The sequence below is a fragment of the Streptomyces sp. 8L genome, assembly GCF_020176795.1.
In the GTDB taxonomy this organism is placed as follows: Bacteria; Actinomycetota; Actinomycetes; order Streptomycetales; family Streptomycetaceae; genus Streptomyces.
Map to the genome: position 1 here is coordinate 1 of NZ_JAIUKE010000081.1, position 25,696 is coordinate 25,696.

A 25,696-nucleotide genomic window follows, 5' to 3' on the forward strand; every position below is an offset into this window, starting at 1 on the left:
CCGCCCACTCACCGACCACCCGCCCCCACTCACCCTCACCCATCATGGGCACGGCGGACACCGGACGGTCGGGTGCGGCGGCCATATTGGTCAGCAGGGCGCCCAGGTGGCGGGCCATCCGCTCGATGCTGTCCGCGTCGAACAGCTCGGGGTCGTAGGCCAGGGCGTACGCCAGCTCCTCCCCGGCGTACGCGACGAGATTGAGCGGGAAATTCGTGACGTCGGCGCCTTCGAGCCCGTGCAGGCGGACGCCCGTGCCTGCCGGTCCGGTGTCTCCGTCGACGGGGAAGTTCTCGAAGGCGACGAGGCTGTCGAAGAGGTTGGTGCCCCGCTCGACGCCGCTCCAGCCCTGGATGCGCGGCAGCGGCACGTACTCGTACTGCCGCGCCTCCACCTGCGCCTGCTGTACGTCCGCCAGCCAGTCGCCGACCGGGGCGTCCCCGTCGACGCCGACGCGCACGGGGAGGGTGTTGATGAGCATGCCGACCATGGAGTCGGCGCCCGGCAGGTCGGCGGGGCGGCCGGAGACGGTGGCGCCGAAGACGACGTCGCTCTCGCCCGCGTACCGGGACAGCAGCAGGGCCCAGGCCCCCTGGAGCACGGCGTTGACGGTCAGCCGGTGGGCGCGGGCGAAGTCGTAGAGCTGTCGCGAGGCGTCGGCGGAGAGCCTGGTCACGAGCCGTTCGCCGGACTGCGCACGGTGGGTCGCGGTGGGGCGGCGGTCGTACGGCAGCGCCGTCGGCTGCTCGAAACCGTCGAGAAGGGCGCGCCAGTACGCCTCCGCCTCGGTCAGGTCCTGCCTCTCCAGCCACGCCACGTAGGCGCTGAAGGGCCGCCGCGGCGGCAGCGCGGGCTGCTCGCCGGCCAGTAGTGCCTGGTAGGCCGCCGTCAGCTCGTCGAGCATCTGGAAGGTGCTCCAGCCGTCCAGCAGCACGTGGTGGGAGGTGCGTACCACGCGGACCGAGGTCCGGGACGTACGGGCGACGGCGATCCTCACCAGCGGGGCGGCGGACAGATCGATGCCGAGTGCCCGGTCCGTGGCCAGGTGACGCCGGAGCGCTTCGGCCTGCTCGTCGGTGCTCATGTCACGCCAGTCGAGATGGACGACTGCCGGATCGGCGTGCCTGCGCACCACCAGCAGCGGACGGTCCACGCCCTCCCACACCACCGCACCGCGCAGGACCTCCAGGTGGTCGGTGACGTGGTGCCACGCCCGTTCCAGGAGGGCCGGCTCGCTCACGCCGTCCAGGACGAAACTCATCTGTTCGAAGTACGCACCGGAACCGGGCTCGGCGAGCGTGTGGAAGAGCATGCCGCTCTGCATGGGCGTGAGCGGATAGACGTCCTCGACGTCCCGGCCGGTACCGGTGATCCGGTCCACCGCGAACTGGGACAGGCCGGCGAGCGGGAAGTCGGACGGGGTCGCACCGCCGCTCGCCGGATCCAGGCAGTGCTCCAGCAGGGCCCGGAGCGCGGCGAGGTGCGCGCGCGCCACCCCCTCGATCGTGGACCGGTCGAAGACCTCCCCGGAGAAGATCCAGGTGAAGCCGAGGCTGCCATCCTCGACCATGCCGACGACGTCGAGCAGGTACGGGCGGAGTTCGTCGGGGGCGTGGTCCTGGCCGAGGGCCGGGAGGCGGTCGCGGATCGGACCGTCCTGTGTGGTCGTGCCTTCCCACTGCCCCAGGTAGTTGAAGCTGATCGGCGGCAGCGGGTCGGAGCGCAGCACGTGGCCGGGGCTGCCGGGCAGGGAGAGGAACCGCAGCGCGTCGTAGCCGAGGCCGCGGCCGGGGACGGCACGCAGTTGCTCCTTGACCGATTTCACCATCACGTCCCAGCCGCCGCCGGGAAGGGTGAGGGCGACCGGGAAGTGGGTGGTGTACCAGCCGACGGTGCGTGACAGGTCGAGGTCCTCGAAGAGTTCCTCGCGGCCGTGCCCCTCCAGGCCGAGGACCAGGCGGTCGGATGCCGTCCAGTCCGCGAGGGCGCGGCCGAGGGCAGCCACGAGGACGTCGTTGATCTGGGTGCGGTAGACCGACGGGACGCGGTGGAGCAGGGCCTCGGTCTCCTCGTCGCCGAGGCGCACCTCCACGGTCTGCTCCGCGTCCGTGACGTTGCGGCCTGCCGGGCGGTCGAGGGGGAGGGCGGGGGCATGGCCGGGGTCGACCGAGCGCCAGTGCCCGATCTCGTGGTCGAGACCGCCCTCGCGCACGTATGCGGTCAGACGCCGGGCCCACTCCTGGTAGCTGCTGGTCTTGGCGCCGAGATCGACGGGGCGCCCCCGGGCGGCCGAGTCGTAGGCGGCGGCCAGATCGTCGAGGAGGACGCGCCAGGACACACCGTCCATGACGATGTGGTGGACGGCGAGGAAGAGGTGGGGTGCCTCGTCGCCGCCGAGCAGGATGCAGACGCCCTTGATCAGGGTGCCGGTGGACAGGTCAAGGGCGAGCTGGGCCTCCAGCGCGGCGTCGTCCAGGGCCCGCTCGGTGTCCTCGGCACCGCCGATGTCCCGCACGGAGAGGACGTGCGTGGGACGGTCGCCGTACTCCTGGATCCATTCGGTGCCCTTGCGGGTGTAGCGCAGGCGCAGGGCGTCGTGGTGGGCGACGACCGCGTCCAGGGCCCGCTCCAGGACATCGGGGTCTGTGTCCGGCGCGAGCCGGAGGTGCACCGACATCGCGTAGTGGTGGGGGTCGACGGTGTGCTCGTCGAGGAACCACCGCTGGATCGGCGTCGGTTCGACCTGCCCCGAGACCTCCGCCGGCGCGGCGGAAGAGGGTTCGTCGACGGCGGTGACGACACCCGACAGGGCGGCGATGCTCTGGTGGAGGAAGAGGAGCTTCGACGTGAGGAGCAGCCCCGCCTGCCGGGCACGGGAGACGACCTGGATGGACAGGATGGAGTCTCCGCCGAGGTCGAAGAAGTTGTCGTGGATGCCGACGCGTTCGACGCCGAGGGCATCGGCCCAGACCGTGGCCAGGATCTCCTCCACGGCGTCGCGCGGTGCGGTGTACTCGCCGCCCGGCCGTACGGCCCGGACGTCGGGCTCGGGCAGTGAGCGCCGGTCCACCTTCCCGCTCGGGGTCAGGGGAAGCTGGTCCAGCGTGACGAAGACCGCGGGGATCATGTAGTCGGGCAGCCGCCCGGAGAGATGGGCGCGCAGGTCGGCAGTACGCACGTCCGCCCCGGCGCCCTCGGTCACCACATAGGCCACCAGGCGCCGCCGGCCCGCGTCGTCCTGCCAGGCCAGCGTCACCGCGTCCCGCACCTCGGCATGGGTGAGCAGGGCGCTCTCCACCTCACCCAGTTCGATGCGGAACCCGCGGATCTTGACCTGGTCGTCGGCACGGCCCAGGAACTCCAGGTTCCCCGAGGCCAGCCACCGCGCCCGGTCCCCGGTCCGGTAGAGCCGCTCTCCCGGTACGAACGGGCTGTCGGTGAACCGCTCGGCGGTCAGATCCGCGCGGCCGTGGTAGCCGCGGGCGATGCCCTGCCCGCCGATCCACAGCTCGCCCGGCACGCCCTGCGGGACCACGTTCCTGTGCGCGTCCAGCACATAGACACGGGTGCCGGGCAGAGGACGGCCGATGGGCACGTACACGCTGTGGCGCAGGCCCTCCTCGGTCGGTACGAACACCGTGGAGTCGACGGTGGCTTCGGTCCCGCCGTACGCGTTGACGACGACGCAGTCGTGCCTGATCCGTCGCAGCAGGGAGCGGCAGTCCTCCACGCGCCAGCCCTCGGAGCCGACGGAGACCAGCCGCAGTGGCGGGAACGCCTCGCCCCGGCGTTCCACCTCCTGCAACACGGCGTTGAGCAGCGACGGCACGATCTCCAGGCCCGTGGCACCGGTCCGGGCGATCACGTCGAGGAGCGCGGACGGCTCCGTGGTGACGTCCTTGGAGGCGATGATCAGCGCCCCACCGAACGGGAGGGACCGGATGAGGTCGGCGAAGAACAGGTCCACGGAGAGGCTGGACACCGACAGGAAACGCAGCCTGAGGTCCTCCAGCCCGTACTGCTCGTCCCAGGCGGCCAGGATGTGCCGGACGTTGCGGTGCTCGACGGCAACGCCCTTGGGGTTGCCCGTGGAGCCCGAGGTGTAGATGACGTACGCCAGATCGTGTGCGGCGACCGTGACCGGCGGCGGGGTGACGGGCAGCCGCTCGATCGTCGTGCTCTCCGCGTCCAGGTCCACGATCCGCAGGCCGTCCACGCTGGGCAGACGGTGGCGTACGGCGGCCTGACCGACCACGATCCGGGCGCCCGAGTCCGCCAGCATGTAAGTGAGCCGGTCGCCCGGAAACGCGGGATCGAGCGGAACGTAGGCAGCTCCCGCGCGCAGGATGCCGAGCAGACCGACCGCCATGGCCGAGCCCCGGCCGACACTGAGCCCGACCAGCGAACCGGGGCCCGCGCCGAGGGCGACCAGATGGTGGGCCAGCCGGTTGGCGCGCTCGTCGAGTTCGCGGTGGGTGAGTGTGGCGTCCTCGGCGATGAGCGCCACCGCGTCGGGCGTGCGGGCGGCCTGGGCGGCCAGCCGCTCGTGGATGAGCGCCCGGTCGCCGGCCGGCCGGCCGGTGGCGTTCCATTCGACGGTGATCCGGTGCCGCTCCTCCTCGGAGAGCAGCGGGAGCGCGGCCACCGGCCGGGTCGGGTCGTCGACCGCACCGGCGAGCAGGGTCCTGAGGTGCCCGGCCATCCGGGCGATCGTGGCCGCGTCGAAGAGTTCGGTGCTGTACTCGACCAGGCCGCGCAGGCGGCCCTCCTGTTCCTCGAACTCGAAGGTGAGGTCGAACAGCGAGGCTTCCCGGTCGAGCGGATACGGGGAGACCGTCGCACCGGGCAGGGTCAGCGTGTCGGGCGGTGTGTTCTGGAGGACGACCGTAGCCTGCACCAGCGCCGTGCGGCTGGGGTCCCGCTCCGGGTGCACCGCTTCCACGAGCTTGTCGAACGGAACGTCCTCATGGGCGAACGCGTCGAGGACCGTGTCCCTGACTCTGTCCAGCAGTTCGTTGAACGTCAGGTCCAGCCCGACCCGGGTGCGCAGGACCACGGTGTTGACCAGGAGGCCGACGAGCTGCTCCAGGTCCTTGTGGCCCCGCGCGGCGGACGAGGTGCCGACAGCGATGTCCTCCTGGCCGGACCAGCGGACGAAGACCGCCTTGACGGCCGCGGTCAGTACCATGAAAAGCGTCGCGTTCCGCTCACGCGCCAGGTCCTTGAGACCGGTGAGGGCGTCCCCGGGCAGGTCGAAGGCGTACACGGCTCCGGCGGACGAACGCACGGCGGGCCGGGGCCGGTCGGTGGGTAGCTCCAGCGGTGCGATGCCCTTCAACTGCTCCTGCCACCAGGCCAGATGACGGCCGAGGAGGTCGCCGTCCGTCATGCGCTCACGCTGCCAGGCGGCGAAGTCCGGGTACTGGATGGCGACCTCGGGCAGACGCGCGGGGCGGCCCTCGGTCCCGGCGGTGTACAGCTCGCCCAGCTCTCCCGCGATGACGCCCAGGGACCAGCCGTCGGTGACGACATGGTGCATCCCCAGAACGCAGAGGTGTTCGTCGCCCGGCAGGCGCACGAGCAGGACACGGACCAGCGGGCCGGTCCGCAGGCTGTACGAGCGGGCCATCTCCGCGCGTACGGCCTCCCGTGCGGCCTCCTCGCTGCCCGCGTCGACGGTCATCCAGTCGGGGTCGAGCCGTTCGTGCACCACCTGTACGCCCACGCCGTCCCGGGAGTCGAACGTCGTGCGCAACGCCTCGTGGCGGGCCACCAGCGAGCCGACGGCGGCGCGCAGCGCGGCCTCGTCCAGGCGGCCCGTGATCCGCAGGGGCAGCGCCGAGTGGTAGTCGGTGCTGCCCGGCGCGAAGTCCTCCAGGAACCAGAGGCGTTCCTGCCCGAAGGACATGCGCAGGTCGCCGTCGCGTCCCACCGCCGGCACCAGCGGTGCCGCGGCGGCCACGTCGGCCGCGCCGCGGCCGGCGAGGCGCTGCGCGAGCGCGGCGCGGAGGTTTTCGGGAAGGGCGGCTATCCGGTCCGCGTGGGACGACGGCGTGTTCATGTACGAAATCCCCCGTAAGAATGCAGGTCAGTGAGGTGACGAGTGGGTCTGGGGCCCGGCCGGAGGCGACGGCCGACGTACGGCTCCGGGTGCACCGCCCAGGGAGCGCGCACAGGCCCGCACCGGCGAGTGCTCGGCCGCGGTGTGTCGACGCCGGGGCATCGACCGTCCGCGACCGGCCCCCGGCAGGCCCCGGCCGGCCCGGGCCCGCGTCGGCCCGGACCGGCTCCCCGCGAGCACGGGCCGGGGAGTCGGGAGCGTGGTGTCAGGCGCCGGCGGTGCGCAGGCTGCGCGGACGCATGTCGGTCCAGTGGGCCTCGACGTAGGCGAGGCATTCTTCGCGGGAGCCGCCGGAGTGCACGGTCTCCCAGCCGGCCGGAACCGCGGTGCCGGTGGGCCACAGCGAGTGCTGGCCCTCTTCGTTGACAAGGACGTCGTAGGAGCGGTCGGTCTTCTCGAAGGGGTTGGACATGATGAGCCTTTCGGTGGTGAAGGGGAGGGGCGGGTCAGGGGTTGGTGGCGGCGGAGGCCTCCAATTCGGCCAGGATGAGGCCCTCGACCTCGGCGGCGGTCTCGGCGACCGTCGGCCGGTCGAAGATCGCTCGCGGCGACATGTCCGTACGGAAGAGGGAGTTGAGCCGCGAGACCGTCCGCAGGGCCAGTAGGGAGTCACCCCCGAGTTCGAAGAAGGTGTCGTGGATGCCGACCCGTTCGACGTCCAGGAGTTCCTGCCAGACCTCGGCGATCACCTCTTCGGTGGGCGTCCTCGCTGCCTCGTACGCTGTGCCGGTGGCGAGCCGCTGCCGCGGAGCGGTCAGCGCCTTCCGGTCCACCTTGCCGTTGGGGGTCAGGGGCAGGGCGTCCAGGGTGGTGTAGGCCGCGGGAAGCAGGTGCTCCGGCAGCGTCGCCGCCAGGTGGGCGCGCAGCTCCGCGGCCTCGGGCAACGGAGCACCGCCGGCCCGAACCAGATGGCCCACCAGGACCGTACGCCCCGTCCCGGGATCGGTGTGCGCCGCGACGGCCGCGTCGCCCACGCCCGCATGGGTCACGAGCGCGGCCTCGATCTCGCCGGTCTCGACCCGGAAGCCGCGGATCTTCACCTGCCCGTCGGCGCGCCCGAGGAACTCCACCGTGCCGTCCGCCCGCCAGGCCGCCAGATCCCCGGAGCGGTACATGCGCGCGCCGGGCGCCCCGAACGGGTCGGCGACGAAGTGTTCCGCCGTCAGCCCGGCCCGGCCGTGGTAACCGCGGGCCAGCCCCGCACCCGCGATGTACAGCTCGCCCGGCGCGCCCACGGGCGCCGGCTCCAGGGACGCGGTCAGCACGTACACCCGGGTGTTGGCGAGCGGGGAGCCCAGGGGCACCGAGCCGGCGCCGAGCGCGTCGCGCAGGTCGTGCGTAGTGGTGAACGTGGTGGCCTCCGTGGGGCCGTACCCGTTCGTCAGCCGCAGGGCGGGATGGGCCTCCAGCACCCGCGCGCAGTGTGCCGGGGAGAGCCGGTCCCCGCCCGCGACCAACTGACGCAGCCCGGCGAACACACCGATGTCGTCATCGGCCACCTGGTGGAACAGGCCCGCGGTGAGCCACAGATGGGTGACACCGTGCTGCGCGAGGAACCGGCCGAGCCCGGCCGTCGTGGGCAGGTGGGGCGGGTGCACGGCCAGCCGCGCACCGCGCAGCAGCGCCGTCCACACCTCGAACGTCGAGGCGTCGAAGGACAGCGAGGCGAACTGCGCGACCGTGTCACCCCGACCGATGTCGGTGTACGTCGTCCCGTGGACCAGCCGGACCACGGCCCGGTGCGGGGTGAGCACGCCCTTGGGGACACCCGTCGAGCCGGAGGTGTACAGGATGTACGCCAGGTCGTCCGGGGCCTGGTGTGTCACGGGGGCCGCGCCGTCGGGCCTGGCCGTGATCGCCTGCGCGTCCCGGTCGAGGTCGACGACGCGGGCACCGGAGGAGGGCAGCCTCTCGCGCAGCTTCCCCTCGGTCACCAGCAGTTCCACCCCGGCGTCGTCAATCATGAACGCGAGCCGGTCGGCCGGGTAGTCGGGGTCCAGCGGGACGTATGCGGCGCCGGCCTTGAGCACCGCGAGCAGCGCGGTCACCGTGCGCGCACCGCGCTCAAGGCACAGGCCGACGCGGACCTCGGGGCCGGCGCCCAGGGAGGCGAGGTGGTGGGCGAGTCGATTGGCCCGCGCGTCCAGTTGCCGGTAGGTCAGCGTCTCGTCCTCGTGGACCACCGCGACTGCGTCGGGCTCTTCTGCGGCCCTGGCGGCGAACAGCTCCGGCACGGACGCCGGGGGCAGCTCGTGAGCGGTGTCGTTCCAGGTGCGCAGGGTCAGCTCCGCCTCGGCGCCGGGGAGCATGGCCACCCGCGCGACCGGCGTGCCCTCATCGGCGGCTGCGAGGGAGGCGAGCAGGGTCTGGAGGTGGTCGCAGAGCCGGGCGGAGGTCTCCTCGTCGTACAGCTCGGCGTCGTACGCGAGGGTGTAGGCCAGCTCGTCGCCCGCGTAGGCGATCAGGTTGAGCGGGTAGTTGGTGGCCTCGGTGCCGGCGAGTCCCCGCACCCGCAGCCCCCGGGCGGCGGCCGACCTGTCGTCCATGGGGTAGTTCTCGAAGACCACCAGACTGCGGAAGAGATCGTCGCCCTGCTCCACGGCGCTGCACGTCCGGATGCGTGGCAGCGGTACGTACTCGTACTGACGCGCCTCGGCCTGGGCCCGCTGCACCTCTGTCAGCCAGAGCGCGACCGGCGCCGTGTCGTCGACGCGCACGCGGACCGGCAGGGTGTTGATGAGCATGCCGATCATCGAATCCGCGCCCGGCAGACCGGCCGGACGGCCGGAGACGGTGGCGCCGAAGACCACGTCGCGCTGCCCGGAGTGCCGGGCCAGCAGGAGCGCCCAGGCACCCTGGAGCACGGTGTTGACGGTGAGCCGGTGCCTGCGCGCGAAATCGAACAGCTCGCGGGAGGCGTCCGGCGACAGGCGCCGCACCAGCCGCCCGGTGGAGCCGGTGCGGTGACCGGGCGCGGTGTGCCGGAGCACGGGCAGCGCGGTGGGCGCGGCGAAGCCGGCCAGGGCCTCGCGCCAGTACGCCTCGGCCTCGTCCAGGTCCTGCCGCTCCAGCCAGTCCACGTACGCCCGGAAGGGGCGGCGCGCGGGCAGTGCGGGCTGCCGGCCGCCGGCCAGGTCCGCGTACGCGGTGTGGACCTGGGCGAGGACGTCGAAGGTGGACCAGCCGTCGAGCAGGATGTGGTGGAACGCGCACACCAGCCGCACGGTGGTGTCGGTGAGGCGGATGACCGCGAGCCGCATCAGCGGTGCGGTGGACAGGTCCAACGGACGGGCGTGGTCCTCGGCGAGGAACCGGTCCACCGCCGCGTCGCGTTCCGCGGCGGGCAGGGCGCGCCAGTCGAGGTGGGTGACCGGCATCGGGGCACGGCGCCTGACCACCATCAGCGGTCGCTCGGTCTCCTGCCACTCCAGGCAGGAGCGCAGCACGCCGACGCGGTCGGCGACGCACTGCCAGGCGCGCGCGAGAAGCACCGGATCGGTGACGCCGTCAAGTTCGAAGGTCATCTGCTCCGCATAGGCGTCCGGGTCGGACAGGGTGTGGAAGAGCATGCCGCTCTGCATGGGCGTGAGCGGGTGGATGTCCTCGATGTCGCGGCCGTCGCCCGCGATCCGGTCGACCCCGCCCTGGTCCAGCCCGGCCAAAGGGAAGTCGGACGGCGTCGCTCCGCCGTTCTCGGGGCGCAGGCAGTGGTCCACCACGTCGCGCAGGGTGGCGAGGAACGCGGCGGCGAGTTCCTGGACGGTGTCGGTGCGGTGCGCGGAGGGGGAGTAGATCCAGTCGACGCGCAGTTCGCCGTCGCTGACGGCGGCGACGATGTCGATGAGGTGCGGGCGGGGCTGCTCGGGAGCCTGGTCGGCACCGAGCGGTTCCAGCCGCGCGCGCACCAGGCCGTCGCTGTCGGTGGTGCCGTCCCACTGGCCCAGGTAGTTGAAGCTGATCTCAGGGTGCGGGGCATCGGAGAGGGCGGCGTGCGCGGGGCTGCCCGGCCGCGACAGGTACCGCAGGGCACCCTGTCCGATGCCCCGTCCCGGAACGGCCCGCAGCCGCTCCTTGAAGGACTTCAGGGCGTGCCCCCAGTCGCCGTCGGGGACGTCCAACGCGACAGGATGGATGGTGGTGAACCACCCGACGGTACGGGACAGGTCGACGTCGTCGAAAAGTTCCTCGCGACCGTGGCCCTCCAGGGCCACGGTGACCGGTTCGCCCGCCCACCCACGCAGCACGCGGCCGAGCGCGGTCAGCAGGACGTCGTTGACGTGGGTGCGGTAGGCGGAGGGCACACGTTGCAGCAGGGCCTCGGTCTCGGCACCGCCCAGGCGCACGGAGGCGGTGAGCGCCTCACCGAAGGTGTGGCTCCCGCCGTCCGGGCCCTCTTGCCCGTCGCGGGGCAGGGGGCGGACCGTGGCGGATGCCTCCTGCCAGTGGGTGAGTTCGTGGTCGAGGGCACCCGAGTGGACGTGGTCGGTGAGGCGGCGCGCCCACTGCTGGTAGCTGCTCGTCCTCACCCCGAGGTCCGCCGGCCGGCCTTCGGCGAGCTGCGCGTACGCGGTGGCCAGATCCTCCAGCACGACGCGCCAGGACACACCGTCCATCACGAGGTGGTGCACCGCGAGGAACAGGCGCGGCGACCGGGACGGGGCGAGCCGGAAGAAGACGCCCTTGACCGGGGCGCCGTTCGCGAGGTCCAGGGACCGCTGCGCCGCCAGGGCCGCCTCGTGCAGGGCCGCGTCCACCTCGTCGTCGGCGAGAGCCGACAGGTCCCGCACGGCCAGTGGCTGAGCGGGGCCGTCGCCGTACTCCTGGAGCCACTGCACGCCGTCGTGGCGGTAGCGCATGCGCAGGGCGTCGTGGTGGGCGACGACCGCGCCGAGGGCGCGCTCCAGGAGGGCGGCGTCGGTCCCGGGGGCCAGCTCGACCTGGACGGACATGCCGTAGTGGTCCGGGTTGACGGTGTGTTCGGCGAAGAACCAGTCCTGGATGGGGGTGAGGCCGACAGGACCCGTGGCCTCGTCCGGTCCGGGGCCGGACGCCTCCTCCTCGGTGGTACCGACGACCCCGGCGAGAGCGGCGATGCTCTGGTGCACGAACAGCAGCCGTGAGGTGAGCCGGAGCCCGGCCTGGCGGGCGCGGGAGACCACCTGGATGGAAAGGATGGAGTCGCCGCCCAGGTCGAAGAAGTTGTCGTGGACGCCGACCCGCTCCACTCCGAGGACGTCGGCCCAGACGGCGGCGAGAGCCTCCTCGCGCCCGTCGCGCGGTGCGGTGTACTCGGTGTCAGGCCGCGTGGCCAGCGCGTCCGGTTCGGGCAGCGCGCGCCGGTCGACCTTGCCGCTCGGGGTCAGCGGGAGGCGCTCCAGCGGGACATACAGGGCGGGCACCATGTAGTCCGGCAGAGAGCCGGCCAGGTGCGTCCGGAGTTCGCCCGTGGCCAGCTCGCGGCCGGCCACCAGGTAGGCGACCAGGCGCGCCCGGCCGGACTCGTCGCGGTGCACGACCACCACCGCGTCCCGCACGTCCGGGTGCCGGCCCAGCGCGGTCTCGATCTCGCCCAGTTCGATGCGGAAGCCGCGCACCTTGACCTGGTCGTCGGCGCGGCCCAGGTACTCCAGAGCGCCGTCCGGCCGCAGGCGGGCCACGTCGCCGGAGCGGTACATCCGCGCGCCGGGGGCACCGTACGGATCGGCGGTGAAACGCTCGGCGGTCAGACCCGGTCGGCCGTGGTACCCGCGGGCCAGGTGCGGGCCGGCGATGTACAGCTCGCCGTGCACGCCGACGGGGACGGGCTGGAGAGCCGCGTCGAGCAGCCGGATCCGTGTGTTGGCCAAGGGGGTGCCGATCGGAGGCACCGCCGAGCCGGCGAGCGGTGTGCTCATGGCGGCGACGACGGTCGACTCGGTCGGTCCGTAGGCGTTGATCACCCGTCGGCCTGCCGACCAGCGGGCCACAAGGTCGCCGGTGCTGCTCTCGCCGCCGACGACCAGGGTCCGCAGTCCGTCCAGGCCGTCCGGCGTCAACGTGGCCACGGCCGAGGGCGCCAGGAGGGTGTGCGTGATGCGGCGTTCGGCCAGGAAGCGCTGGAGGGCCTCACCGACGAGCGGTCCGTGCGGCGGCAGGACGAGTGTCGCGCCGACGGGCAGCGCCATCAGGACCTCCATGATGGCGCCGTCGAAGGAGGAGGACGCGAACTGGAGGACGCGGCTGTCCTCCGTGACGTCGAGCCGTTCGATCTCGGCGGAGGCGAGGTTGCCGATCCCGCGGTGCGGGACGAGGACGCCCTTGGGGGTGCCGGTGGAACCCGAGGTGTAGATGACGTAAGCGAGGTCGTCCGGGCGCGGCCCGTGCTCGGGTGCGGTGGTGGGCAGTGCGGACAGTGTCCCGCCGTCCCGGGTCAGGTCCACGACGACGGCGCCGGTGTCCGGCAGACGCCCGGCCGACTCGGTGCGGGTGACGACGACACGGGCACCCGAGTCGTTGAGCATGAAGGCGAGCCGGTCGGCCGGATAGCCGGGGTCCAGCGGCAGATAGGCGGCCCCGGACTTCATGATGCCGAGAAGGCCGACGATCGTCTCCGCCCCGCGCTCGACGCACAGGCCGACGAACGTGCCGGTCCCCGCGCCGAGGGAACGGAGGTGGTGGGCGAGCTGGTTGGCCCGCTCGTCCAGCTCCCGGTAGCTGAGGACGCTGTGCGTGTCCTCCACGGCGGGCGCCCCTGGACGGCGGCGCGCACTCGCCTCCACCAGCTGCGGAAAGGTGCCGGCCAGAGTCTCGGCGCGGGCGCCGCTCCAGCCGCGCAGGACCTGTGCGTACTCGGCGTCCGGCAGCATCGGCAGGGTGGCGAGGGCCCGGCCGGGCTCCGCCGTCGCGGCGGCCAGCAGGGTGATCAGATGCCCGGCGAACCGGGCGACGGTCGCCTCGTCGAACAGCGCGGTGCTGTAGCCGACCTGGGTGGTCAGCTCTCCCTCGGTCTCGAAGAACTCGATGGTCAGGTCGAACGGCGCGGCCTCGCGCGGCACCTGGTAGCCGGACGTGCCGAGGCCCGGCAGCCGGACCCGGTCGCCGGGGGCGTTCTGCAGGACGACCATGGCCTGCACGAGGGGAGTGCGGCTCGTGTCGCGCGCGGCACCGACGGCGTCGACAACGCGCTCGAAGGGCACGTCCTCGTGGGCGAAGGCGTCGAGAGCGGTCTCCTTGACCCGCGCGAGCAGCCCTTCGTACGACAGGTCGGGGTCGACCTGGGTGCGCAGGACGACCGTGTTGACCAGGAAGCCGACGAGGTCCTCCAGGTCACTCCGGTCCCGGCCCGACGAAGCGGTGCCGACCGCGATGTCCTGCTGTCCGGACCAGCGGGCGAAGACCGCCTTCACGGCGGCGGTCAGCGCCATGAAGAGGGTCGCGCCCTGCCGGTGCGCCAGCTCCTTGAGCGCGACGACGGTGGCGGAGGGAACCGGGAACGTGTGGACGGCGCCGGCGGAGGAGCGCACCGCCGGGTGCGGCCGGTCCGTGGGCAGCTCCAGCGGGGTGATCCCGGTGAGGCGTTCGCGCCACCGGTCCAGGTGGCGGTCGAGCAGGCCGCCGCCTTCGAGACGGCCGCGCTGCCAGGCGGCGAAGTCCGGGTACTGCACCGGGGTGGGGGGCAGCCGGTGCGCGCGCCCCTCGGCGCGGGCCGCGTACAGCTCGCCGAGTTCGCGGGTGACGACGCCCAGCGACCAGCCGTCCGTGACGATGTGGTGCATGCCGAGCACGCACACGTGCTCGTCGTCGCCCACCCGGACGAGCAGGACGCGCACCAGCGGCCCGGTCGTCAGGTCGTACGGGCGGTTCGTCTCGGTGCGTGCGAGTTCCCGCAGCCGGTCCTCGCGGAGGTCCTCGGCGATGCCGGTGAGGTCCTCGGTACGCCAGTCGGGTGCGAGCTGGGGATGGACGACCTGGATGCCCTGGCCGCCGACGACGCCGAAGGTGGTGCGGAGCGACTCGTGCCGGGCGGTCAGGTCCCGCACGGCGGCACCGAGGGCCTCCACGTCGAGCGCGCCGGTCAGGCGCAGGCCGGTGGCGGTGTGGTACTCGGTGCTCTCCGGCTCGAAGTCCTGGAGGAACCAGAGGCGTTGCTGGCCGTGCGACATCGGCAGGACCCCGTCGCGGGGCACGGTCGGGATGGGGGTCTCGCCCGTCGACTCCGAGGGCGTGACGGAGGCCGCGAGTTCCGCGATCGTCGGGCTGTCGAACAGCACGCGCGGGGGCAGGGCGAGACCCAGCGCCGAGCGCATCCGGGAGACGGCGCGAACGGCGAGGATCGAGTTGCCGCCGAAGGCGAAGAAGTCGTCGTGGACACCGATGTCCTCGATGCCGAGGACCTCGGACCAGACACCGGCGAGAGTCTCCTCGACGGCGTTGCGAGGGGCCTCGCGGCCGGCGCCAGCGGCGTCCCGCAGGGTGGCGGGATCGGGCAGGGCCTTGCGGTCGACCTTGCCGTTCGCGGTGAGCGGCAGGGTGGGGAGGACCACGATCGTGGCGGGCACCATGTGGGCGGGCAGCACGTCGGCCAGGTGGGCGCCCAGCGCCTCCGGGGACGGGTGGTGCTCACCGGACGGGGAGACGTACGCCACCAGGTTGGTGTTCTGGATGACGACGACCGCCTGGGCGATCTCGGGATGGAGCGCGAGGGTGCTCTCGATCTCGCCCAGTTCGATGCGGAAGCCGCGGACCTTGACCTGGTCGTCGGCGCGGCCCAGGTACTCCAGCGTGCCGTCGGCGCGCCGGCGGGCGATGTCGCCGGAGCCGTACATCCGCTCCCCGGGGACGCCGTAGGGGTTGGCGACGAAGCGTTCCGCGGTGAGACCGGGCCGTCCGTGGTATCCCCGCGCGAGACCCGCGCCGGCGATGTACAGCTCGCCGCGTACCCCTGCGGGGGCCGGGCGCAGGGCGTCGTCGAGGACGTACACCCGGAAGTTGGGGATGGGGGTGCCGATCGGCGGAACGGTCGCGCCGCTCAGCGGAGTGCTCATGGTGGCGCAGACGGTCGTCTCCGTCGGCCCGTAGGCGTTGATCATGCGCCGTCCCCGGGACCAGCGGGCGACCAGGTCCGCCGTGCTGGCCTCACCGGCGACGACGAGCGTCGCCCCGGCGGGCAGGCCGCGGCCCTCCGGGAGGACGGCCACGGTCGCGGGGGTCAGGGTGGCGTGGGTGACACCGTGCGCGGCGGCGTAGGCGGCCAGCGGCTCGCCGGGAGCGAGGGTCTCCTTGGAGCCCATGACGAGTGCGGCGCCGTTCAGCAGGCCCATGCACACCTCCCAGAACGCCGCGTCGAAACTGGCGGAGGCGAACTGCAGGACCCGGCTGTCGGGAGTGACCTCGAACGCCTCGGCCTGCGCGGCGGCCAGGTTGCCGATGCCGGCGTGGGAGACGAGCACACCCTTCGGGCGGCCCGTGGAGCCGGAGGTGTAGATGGCGTACGCGAGGTCGTCGGGTACCGGCGCCGTGTCCGGGGCGGAGACCGGCTGGGCTGCCACCGCGGCCCTGTCCTCGATGAGATCGACGACGACGTCGGTGTCCGGCAGCCGGTCGCGCAGCCCGCTCTGGGTCACGACGATGCGGGCGTCCGAGTCCTGGAGCATGTAGGCGAGCCGGTCGACGGGGTAGGCAGGGTCGAGCGGCAGATAGGCGGCGCCGGCCTTCATGATGCCGAGCAGGCCGGCGGCCATGGAAGCGCCGCGCTCGACGCAGAGACCGATCAACTGGTCGCGTTCAGCGCCCCGTTCGATGAGGTGGTGGGCGATCTGGTTGGCGCGCTCGTCCAGTTCGCGGTACGTGACCCGGCCGTCCTCGTCGATGACGGCGGTCGCGTCGGGACGCGCGGCGGCCCAGGCCCCGTACAGCTCGGGGAAGGTGCCCGTGGGCATGTCCCGCGCGGTGTCGTTCCAGTCGTGCACGACGTGCGCGAACTCGTCCTCGGTGAGCAGCGGGAGCGCGCTGAGCGGGAGCGCCGGATCGGCGGCGGCACCGTCGAGCAGGGTCACGAGGTGCCCGGCGAGCCTGGACACGGTTGCCTCGTCGAAGAGGGAGGTGTTGTAGCGGACACGGATGCGAAGTCCGGCTGTGTTGATCTCCACGGAAAGATCGAGCGGATCGAAGTCCTGCTGGCCTGGGGGAAGTTCGTCGACCACGGTGACCATGGCCTGGATGTAGGGAGTGACACTGGTATCGCGCTGGGGCGCGAGCGCGTCGACGAGTTCGGCGAACGGGACACCGTCGTGCGCCAGCGCCTCGTCCAGTACGCGGGCCGTGTCACCGAGGAGACTGCTGAAGGGTGCCGCCGTGTCGGCCTCGGTACGCAGGACGACGGTGTGGCCGGTGCGCGGCGAGACCGTGCCGAGGGCGATGTCCTCCTGCCCGGAGTAGCGGGCGAGCACCGCGGTAGCGGACGCCGCGAGCACCGCGGTGGGAGAGGTGCCGTGACCGTGCGCGAGGCCGGCCAGGGCCGAGGCCGCGCCGGCCGCGAGCGCGCACTCGTGGGTGGCGGTCGCGGCCGCCCCCCCCCCCCGGCGCGGGGGGGGGGGCCGGCCCCCCCCCGGGGGGCGCCCCCCCCCCCCCGGCCCCCCCCCCCACGGGGGGGGGCGGGGGGCCGGGGCCGGGGGGGGGCGCGGGCCGGGCCGCGGGCCGCGCGGGGGGGGGGGCGGCCGGGGGGGGGGGGGGGGGGGGCCGCCCGGGCGACCGGGCGCGGCGGGGCGGCCGGCAGCTCCAGGGGCAGGACGCCGTCGAGCCGGTCCCGCCAGAACTTGGTCCGGTCCGGGACTGACCGGTTCACCGGAACGTCGGCGCGAGCCACGTCTGTACCTCCAGGAAAGGCGGCTTCCGGCGCAGAGTGCCAGGGCAGGGGTCCGGAAGCCGGCAGGGAGAAAACGGAAAGATGCAGCGCAGGGGGAGTGCACGACGTAGGCCCTCGACCGGCGTCGGTGTGCGGTGTGGCGGTGTGTCAGAGCGTCGTCGTCCGCCGGGCGGAACGGCCGCCGAGCTGCATGAGGGTGACGTCGCCGGTGGCGGGGTCGGTGACGAACCGGCCGGTGTAGGGCGCGGTGTCGGTGTCCGTCCGCCGGGCGGTGAAGCCCAGGTCGTCATGGAGGGCCAGGTCGGCCGTGAGCCCGGTGGCGTCCGTCAGGCGCAGTGTGTCCTCACGGTGGAGGCGCACGGAGAAGGCGGTGTCGCCGTTGCGGTAGTCACCGGTAAAGCCTTCGAGGGCGGAGGTGAGAGCCGGCGTGCCGGGGGCCCCGGGGTGGTAGTCACCGACAGGGAGACCGAGTTCGCGCAGTGTGCCGACGAGATCCGACCACATCAGGGTACCGGTCGTGGCATTCGTGGTCAGGGCGACGGCCGTGTCGCCGGCGGGCTGCCACCGCACGTGGGCGGTGCCGCCGTCGACGGTTCCGTCGTGCCCGAGCCAGGGCCCGTCGGGGGAGGCGTAGTGGGCCAGGCCGAGACCCCATCCGTCGGCCATGCCGAAGGCGTCGGCGCCGGGCGTCCTGGCAGCCATCTCGGTGCGCTGTTTCGCCGGCAGCAGCGCACCGGAGTCCGGATGGCTGCCCAGGTGCAGCGTGGCGAGGGCGACCAGGTCGTCGGCGCTGCCGGCGAGCCCGCTCGCCGGGGCCCAACTGCGGGGGAGGAAGAGGCCGACAGGGCGGGCCGTGCGCCGGTCTCCTGGCCGGACGGCGTGACCGTCGGCGAGGGCGCGCTGCCCGAGGGGTCCGTGGACGAAGACCGGATCGATGCCGAGCGGCCGGAGGAGCCGGTTCTCCAGGACGGCCTGCCACTTCATGCCGGTGACCGCCTCGATGACGCGGCCCAGGACGTTGTATCCCGAATTCGAGTACGAGAAGCAATGGCCTGGTTCGTGGAGGATCCGGGTGGACGCGATGCCCGCCGCGTAACGCGCGAGAGAGGCTTCGTCGAAATCCTCCAGCTCGTGGTCGGCGACCAGCCCGGCGGTGTGGCTGAGCAGGTTCCGAAGGGTGACGGAGGAGAAAGCCTCGTCCATGGCTCCGTCGAACTCGGCCACGTACTCGTCGACCGGGTCGTCCCATTCCAGATCGCCTTCGGAAACGAGCTGGGCCACCAGCGTGGCCGTGAAGACCTTGGTGACCGAGCCGAACGCGAAAGCGGTTTCTGCGGTTACCGGATCCGTCATGCCGACGCGGGTGACACCGGAGACCGCCGAGAGGGTGCTGCCCGCATGGCAGACCGTCAACTGAGCCCCGGGCACAGAGTGATCGTGCGTCATTTCACGCAATCTCGCTGACACGAGACCCAGTTCCACGTCTCCCCCTTGTTGAACTCCTCGGGTACGGCTACCCGCACCATGAGGGGTGCGGCTAGCCGTACCAACCCATGGTCGATCAGATGTTCGTTGGAGGGCAAGGTCTTTCAGCGTGAGGAAAGAACGCAGCTCAGAAGGCATGCGTCGACCACGGGAGAGTGGCCGTCACCGTGGTCGGGCCGCCGGGCGGGCTGCTGACGTCCAAGCGCCCGCCGAGCGCGACGGCCCGGTCCTCCAGCCCGCGCAGCCCCGTGCCGGCCGTTACGGAGGCGCCGCCGGCGCCGTCGTCCGTCACCGAGACGACGAGATAACTCTCGTGCTCCTCCAGGCTGACGTGGATGTGCGTGGCAGAAGAATGCTTCACGGTATTGGCCAGGCATTCGGCGACAATGTAATAAGCCGTCGACTCCACGTTCACATCCGGGCGCCGATCGAGACCACTGGTCACCGTGACGGGCACGTGGAAACGTTCCGTCAATGCCGTGACAGCCGCGTCGAGGCCGCGGTCGCTCAGGATGGGCGGCTGGATCCCGCGCACCAGATCACGTATCTCGTCCAGGGCCTTGCTGATTTCCTCATGGGTTTCGTCGACGAGCGTGGAAAGATAACCGGAATCGTTCTTGCGGCGGTGCTGGGCCTGGGAGAGACGCATGAGCAGGACGGCCAGCCGGGCCTGCGCACCGTCATGCAGATCCCTTTCCAGGCGGCGGTAGTCGGCGTCGTTCACGCGCAGGGCCGCGATGCGCTGGCGCTCGGCCGCCTCTTCCTTCCGCTGCGCTTCCGTCTCGTCGATACGGCTCAGAATGCGGCGCACCATCCGGGCACGCATCCTGCCCATCCAGAACAACAGCCCCATGAGTACGGAGAAGAACGCCACGGAAGAGACGGCGACCGACAGGCGGGTGACCGGGCCTGTCACCAACAGGGTGTTCCCGGGCCCGAAAGCCAGTTGCTGGGGCGGGCCGACGGGCAGGGCGACGACGAACGTGATCACGGGAACCGCCAGGGCGGCCAGCGGCAGCAGCCACACGGTGCCGAGCAGCAGCAGGCCGAGGTACCCGAGGTCGTTCCAGCTCGCCTCCGCGGACCGGTACTCCCACTCCCGCTCCTCGGCCGCGCTGCGGTACGGGCCGTCCGCCTGCCCCGGTTCGCCCACGACGGAGTGCGCGAGCAGCCGCTCCAGATCGGCGACGGCCCGCAGCATCGGCAGGCTGAACGACAGGCCGTCGCGCAGGCGTGCCATCCGGACCGGCAGCTGCCACAGCACCTCGCGCAGCGGACTGTTCGGCCGGCGGCGGCGGGTGCCGGCTCCCCACCGGGCCGCCGCGGCCACCGTCCGGGCACCGAGAGCGAGCGCCGCAGGCAGCCCGACGAGCAGGATCCAGGAAACGGCGCGCAGCACCAGCGACGCCAGCAGCAAGGGGGCCAGCAACAGACCCACCAGACTGCCGACGGAGAGGTAGATGAGGCCGGCGGCCACGCGATAAGGAGTTGGAAATGTCACGGGATCAGGGACCGTCAGGTATCATTCAGCTCTGCCTTGAAGCCTTTCCATCCCCCGTAGATAATTCAGTACCGCCAGCACCCGTCTGTGTGTCTCGTCCGAGTTCGGAATGCGCAACTTGCTGAGGATCGCGGTGACATGCTTCTCCACGGCGCGCTCGGATATACGGAGGCGATTGACGATGCCGTTGTTCGTCAGCCCCGTCGCCATGAGTTCGAGCACCTGGCGTTCGCGGGGCGTCAGCAACTCGGTGGCCCGTTTCTCGCGAGGGCTGCCGACGAACTGCTTGAAGATGTCGGAGTCCAGGACGGTCTCCCCGCGCCGCACGCGATGCAGAGCGGAAAGGAATTCCTCGAAGTCCCCCACCCGCTGTTTCAACAGGTAACCCGTCCCGGCCGGGGCGTGCCGGACCAGCTCCTCCGCGTACGTCGGTTCCACGTACTGGGACAGCAGCAGGACCGCGGCGCCGGTCCCGAGCTTCTGGATTTCGAGAGCGGCCCGAATCCCCTCGTCCGTGTGCGTCGGCGGCATACGGACATCCATGATGACCACGTGCGGTCGCGTGTGCTGAACGACTTCCAGTACGTGCGTGGTGTCACCCAGTGACGCGACGACCTCAATCCCCTCGTCCGCCAGCAGCCTTGCCATTCCTGCTCGCAGGAGTGCAGAATCCTCGGCGATCACGACGCGCATGAAGACTCCTGCTCGTTAGGTCGTGCCAGCCACCTGACGGACAGGCGCCGCCGAATGGTGCAGGGAAAGTGGAACTGAGTCGGGCACCAGCATAGGCGCGGCGCGATGGCTGACGCTACGTGGCTCGTCGCCAATTCGCCCTGCGGGGAGTGCTACTGGCGTGAAGTGACCGTGCCTGCGCTCACGCGTTGCAGCAGGCGCCCCGTCGCCGAGAGGCTCACCACCACACCCACGAGGACGCAGGCGCCCGTGAGTGTTCCGAGCATGGCCCAGGGCACGCTCCAGGGGGGTGTCCCGCCGAACACGGTCAGTGACGGCCGGTAGGCGTCAAGACCGAGACCCACGACCGCGGCGGCGACCAGCACCCCCAGCAGCGTGGTGGAGAGGGTCTCCCACAGCGCCATGCGGCGCACCTGCCGCGTACTGATTCCGAGCATGCGCATCCCCGCGACCTCCCGGCCGCGCCGACTGTACGACATCACCAGGGTGCTTGCCACCGCGATCAGCGCGTAGAGCGAGGCGGGCACGGTCAGGACCCCGAGGACCAGCCGGTTGAGCCGGTCCTGGGAGGTCGCCTGCCGGCCGAACCAGTCCGCGGTCGGTACCACGCGCACCCCGTCCGCGCGCAGCCGTTCGGTGAGTTCCGAGGCCGCCGCGGCGGGGGAGCCCGCTGCCTTCCCGCTGAGCAGTACGACCGCGCGCTCCGGACCCGGGGCGGGGGATGTACCCCGGGTGCCGGAGGGCAGCAGCAGCGGGGGCACAGCCGACCCGCCGTCCAGTACCGCGGCCACCCGTGCCTTGACCGGCTTCCCGCCGAACAGGCCGTAGGTGACCGTGGAGCCCGTGTGGTGCCCGTACCAGTCGGCGAACTCGCGGGACACGTCGACCGTTCCCGGAGCGAGCGGGCCGAGGGTCCCGTCCACCACGGTGATCCGGTGCGTACGGGCGAGCGCCACGGGATCGGCGACCGCCGCCTCCTGCTTCCACACCGAATCCGGGCCGGACACGCCGACGTCCAGCGACGCGGGCGCGGAGACCGCGGCCACCCGCGGGTCGGCTCGCAGCCGCCCGAGGGCGCTCTCCGACAGTCCGCCGCTGCCCGAGGCGGGCTCGACGACGAGCTGCCCGGCCGTGCGCGCGCGGTCGTCCGCCTCGGTCGCCGCGCCCGTGGTGGACAGCACCGAGGTGAAGATGCCGACGATCGCGAGGATCGCCAGCACCGGCCCCACCAGGGACGCGGTGCGCCGCCGCGAGGTGCGCACCGACTCCGCGGCGAGCCGGCCTGCGACCGGGTCGGCCCAGCGCAGCGGGAGCGCCATCACCCGCAGCAGAGGCGGCAGGTACAGCGGCCCGAACAAGGTGGCCGCGATGGCCAGGGCCATGGTCCCGAACAGGGCCAGCGGCGTCGCCGCCTCGGCCCCGGCACCCGGTGCGATCGCCACCATCACTGCACCGGCGACCAGCATCAGCACGCCCGTCAGCGTCCGTCCGACGGTCATGGTCCGGGCGTCGAGGTCCGCCTCACGCAGTGCCTCGGTCGGCCGTACCCGGGCGGCCCGCTTCGATGCCGCCAGCATGCCGAGCACGCCGATGAGCAGGCCACTGCCTGCGGCGAACACCAACGGCCACAGGAGCGGTCCCGGGCGCAGATCGACCGGCGACAGCCCGGTTCCGTTCAGCGCCCGCACGGCGACCGGCGCGGCCACCGCCGCGACCGCGCAGCCGACCAGCGCGGCAGTCACCGCCACGGCCAGGGACTCCCCGAGCACCATGCGGCGCACCTGCGGACCACCCGCGCCCACCAGGCGCAGCAGCCCCATGTCGCGCCGGCGCAGAGCGATCCCGAAGGCACAGGTACCGGCGATGACGAAGACCGTGACGAACGCCGACACCACCCCGGCCATCGCGAGGACGCTCTGCACGCCGCCCATGTCCAGGTCGCCGTTGGACAGGGTGTGTGCCGCACCGGTGCCGTCGGTCAGGGTCACGGTCGCGCTCCCCGCAGCTGGTGAGGCGGGAACCGCCCAGGTGGCGGCCAGCGCCGACGCGGACACCCCGATCAGCGCCACACCGAGCGCCAGCGCCACGAACGTCCCGACGAACAGCGCCCAGTGGTGGCGCACCGACTGCACCGAGATGCGCCACATCACTGCTCCCACAGGCTCAGCTGGTGGGCGACCGCGTCGGCCGTCGGGTGGTCGAGCCGGCCGACGACCTTGCCGTCGGACAGGAACACCACGCGGTCCGCGCACGCGGCGGCGGCCGGGTCGTGGGTGACCATCGCCACCGTACGGCCCGCCCTGTCGACCGTGTCGCGCAGCAGCTCCAGGATCTGCCGACCGCTGCGCCGGTCCAGCGAGCCGGTCGGCTCGTCGGCGAAGACGATCTCCGGTTCGGCCACCAGCGTCCGTGCGATCGCCACGCGCTGCTGCTGGCCGCCGGACAGCTGCGCGGGCCGCCGTCCGGCCTTGTCCTCCAGACCCACCTGGCGCAACGCCTCCATGACCCGGTCGCGTTTGACCCGCCCGCGTTGCAGACGCAGGGGCAGCGCCACGTTCTCGAACACGGTCAGCATCGGCAGCAGGTTGAACTGTTGGAAGACGAAGCCGATACGGTCGCGCCGCACGGTGGTCAGTTCCCGCTCTCCACAGGCGGCGAGGTCCGTGTCGCCGAGCAGCACCTTGCCGCTGTCGGGCTTGTCCAGTCCCGCGGCGCAGTTCAGCAGGGTGGTCTTGCCGGACCCGGACGGACCCATCACCGCGGTCATCGCCCGCTGCGGAAAGCCCAGGCTGACCTCGCGGAGCACGGGGACGGGGCCCGCGGTGCTCGGATAGCTCTTGGAGACGCCGGACAGTTGGACGGCGGGCAGCTGAATGTCGGTGAGCAGTGACATGTTCCCAGTGCAGCAGACCCGACGGCCCTGGTCAGTGGGGCTTCAGGGAGTCTTGTTGGGCGGGTTTTCCCTACCATCCACCGGGGCTCCGGGACGGCTACAGTTTCTGCTGCACCAGCTGGAGCCGCCGCCTCTCGGAGGGATACGCACCATGACCGTCGCCGTCTGGGAGGCCATACGACGGCGCCCGCTGCGATTCGCCCTCTCCGCCTGGCCGTTGCGCTGCTGGGCGTTCCTGCTGAGCGGCACGTTCATGGGGTTCGCCGCGCTGCTCCTGTTCGCCGCCCTGGTCTTCGTCGGCCTCGGGCTGTCGGTGGTGGGCATCGGCCTGGTCTTCCTCGCGGCGGCGGCGGTGTTCGGCATCCCGGTCGCCACCCTGGAGCGCCGGCGGCTGCGGCTCGTCGAACCCGACCCCCTGCTCGATCCGCACGGTTCCCTGCCGGGGACGAGCGCCCTGCCGTGGGTACGGAACCGACTGAGGGAGCGGGCCACGTGGCGGGAGCTGGGGTACACGCTGATTCTGGGGGTCGTCTTCACGACCACGGGGGTCGGCTTCATCGCACTGCTGGGGCTGTCGGTGATCCTGACGGCGACGCCCGTCGTCGTCTGGGCGATCACCCCGGACACGGTGATGCTGATCCCCGGCCAGCCGCTCTCCGACCCGGTCGCGGCCCTGCCGGGCAGTGCCGTGGGACTGTTCGGACTCGTGGTCTCGGTCTACGCGGGAGGACTCCTGGCGGGCGCTCAGGTCCGGGTGGCACAGTTCGTGCTGTCGGCACGCGACGAGGACCTCAAGACCCGGGTCATCGAACTCACCCGGTCCCGGGCCCGGTTGATCGACGCGTTCGAGGCCGAACGCAGCCGCATCGAACGGGACCTGCACGACGGCGCCCAACAGCAGCTCGTCGCGCTCACCATCACACTGGGACTGGTCGAACTCGAACTCCGCGGACACGACTCCGCGGCCGGGCAGCTGATCACCCGCGCCCGGGGAGAGGCGCGTCAGGCCCTGGGCCAGCTGCGCTCCCTGGTGCGCGACATCCACCCGCAGGTCCTCACCGACCACGGACTGCCGGCCGCGGTCGCCGAACTCGCCCTGCGCAACCCGGTTCCGGTGACCGTTCACATGGACCTGCCGCACCGGCTGCCCACCGCCGTCGAGACCACCGCGTACTTCACCATCACCGAGGCGCTGACGAACGCGGCCAAGCACAGCGGCGCCGACGAGGTGACCGTCGTGGGTAACCTCAGGAACGACAAACTCGTACTTCTGATCACGGACAACGGTCACGGCGGCGCCGATCCGGCGGCGGGCGCCGGTCTGCAGGGACTGGCGGACCGGATGGCCATCCTGAAAGGCAGACTCATCGTGACCAGCCCCGTGGGCGGACCTACGCAGTTGCGAGCGGAGGTCCCGTGCTCCGCGTAGTGCTCGCCGAGGACGCCGTCCTGTTGCGTGCCGGTCTGGTGGAGCTGCTGACGCGTGTCGGGCACGAGGTGACCGCCGCCGTCGGTGACGCCGAGGAACTCGCCCGCGCCGTGGACACCGACCGGCCGGACGTGGTCATCACCGACGTGCGGATGCCGCCGGGCTTCCGGGACGAGGGACTGCGGGCGGCCCTGGACCTGCGCGGCCGGTACCCGGACCTGCCGGTGCTGGTGCTGTCCCAGTACGTCGCCACCGCCTACGCGACCGATCTGCTCAGCGGCGGCTCGACGACGGCGGCAGGCCTCGGTTACCTGCTCAAGGACCGGGTTGGGGATGTCACGGACTTCCTCGACGCACTGGACCGGGTGGCGGGCGGACAGACGGTGATCGACCCGGAGGTGGTGCGGGTGCTGTTGCAGCAGCGGACCGCGGGCGAGCCGCTGCGGCGCCTCACGCCCCGGGAGCGGGAGGTGCTCGCCCTGATGGCGGAGGGCTTCAACAACCAGGCCATTGCGCAGCGGCTCACCATCACGGAGGCGTCGGTGGTGAAGCACTCCAGCAACATCTTCATGAAGCTGGAACTCGACCCGGCCGAGGGCAACCGCAGAGTGCTGGCGGTCCTCGCCCATCTCCGCCGGGAACAGTTGCCCTGAGCCGGAGGCGGGGCGGAGGGGGGGGGGGGGGGGGGGGGGGGGGCCGCGCGGGGGGGGGGGGGGGGGGCCCCCCCCCCC

At 72.2% G+C, this 25,696-nt stretch carries 10 protein-coding genes; 2 read left to right on the forward strand and 8 right to left on the reverse strand.

Annotated features, from left to right (window positions below):
- The 8 genes from LCE31_RS08785 to LCE31_RS08820 all read right to left on the reverse strand — a co-directional run.
- The coding region (locus LCE31_RS08785; RefSeq protein ID WP_225013447.1) for a non-ribosomal peptide synthetase at positions 1 to 6,061 on the reverse strand (6,061 nt) is incomplete at its 3' end.
- A 265-nt stretch (positions 6,062 to 6,326) separates the two neighbouring features.
- Entirely contained in the window at positions 6,327 to 6,533 is a 207-nt protein-coding gene (locus tag LCE31_RS08790) for an MbtH family protein (RefSeq protein WP_263631605.1), read from the reverse strand.
- A 34-nt stretch (positions 6,534 to 6,567) separates the two neighbouring features.
- Positions 6,568 to 17,067, reverse strand: coding sequence for a non-ribosomal peptide synthetase (locus LCE31_RS08795; protein ID WP_225013449.1), 10,500 nt, complete (start codon positions 17,065 to 17,067; stop codon positions 6,568 to 6,570).
- 44 nt (positions 17,068 to 17,111) lie between these two features.
- Positions 17,112 to 18,446, reverse strand: coding sequence for a serine hydrolase domain-containing protein (locus LCE31_RS08800; protein WP_308042230.1), 1,335 nt, complete (start codon positions 18,444 to 18,446; stop codon positions 17,112 to 17,114).
- Positions 18,447 to 18,576: 130 nt separating this feature from the next.
- A complete protein-coding gene (locus LCE31_RS08805; protein ID WP_225013452.1) occupies positions 18,577 to 19,926 on the reverse strand; it encodes a sensor histidine kinase in 1,350 nt (449 codons plus the stop codon).
- A 45-nt stretch (positions 19,927 to 19,971) separates the two neighbouring features.
- On the reverse strand, positions 19,972 to 20,643 hold the full coding sequence (locus LCE31_RS08810; protein WP_225013453.1) for a response regulator transcription factor: 672 nt from the start codon (positions 20,641 to 20,643) through the stop codon (positions 19,972 to 19,974).
- 152 nt (positions 20,644 to 20,795) lie between these two features.
- Complete coding sequence (locus tag LCE31_RS08815) at positions 20,796 to 22,790, reverse strand: FtsX-like permease family protein (protein WP_225013454.1); 1,995 nt, start codon at positions 22,788 to 22,790, stop codon at positions 20,796 to 20,798.
- Complete coding sequence (locus tag LCE31_RS08820) at positions 22,790 to 23,536, reverse strand: ABC transporter ATP-binding protein (protein ID WP_225013456.1); 747 nt, start codon at positions 23,534 to 23,536, stop codon at positions 22,790 to 22,792. The genes LCE31_RS08815 and LCE31_RS08820 overlap by 1 nt, the downstream gene beginning before the upstream one ends.
- A 151-nt stretch (positions 23,537 to 23,687) precedes the next feature.
- Between LCE31_RS08820 and LCE31_RS08825 the strand changes: the two genes are divergently transcribed.
- Together LCE31_RS08825 and LCE31_RS08830 are read left to right on the forward strand one after the other, a co-directional pair.
- On the forward strand, positions 23,688 to 24,965 hold the full coding sequence (locus LCE31_RS08825; protein ID WP_225013457.1) for a sensor histidine kinase: 1,278 nt from the start codon (positions 23,688 to 23,690) through the stop codon (positions 24,963 to 24,965).
- The gene (locus tag LCE31_RS08830) at positions 24,953 to 25,618 is read left to right on the forward strand and encodes a LuxR C-terminal-related transcriptional regulator (protein ID WP_225013459.1); all 666 of its coding nucleotides are present in this window, start codon (positions 24,953 to 24,955) and stop codon (positions 25,616 to 25,618) included. Before LCE31_RS08825 ends, LCE31_RS08830 begins: the two co-directional genes overlap by 13 nt.
- The last annotated feature ends 78 nt before the right edge of the window (positions 25,619 to 25,696 follow it).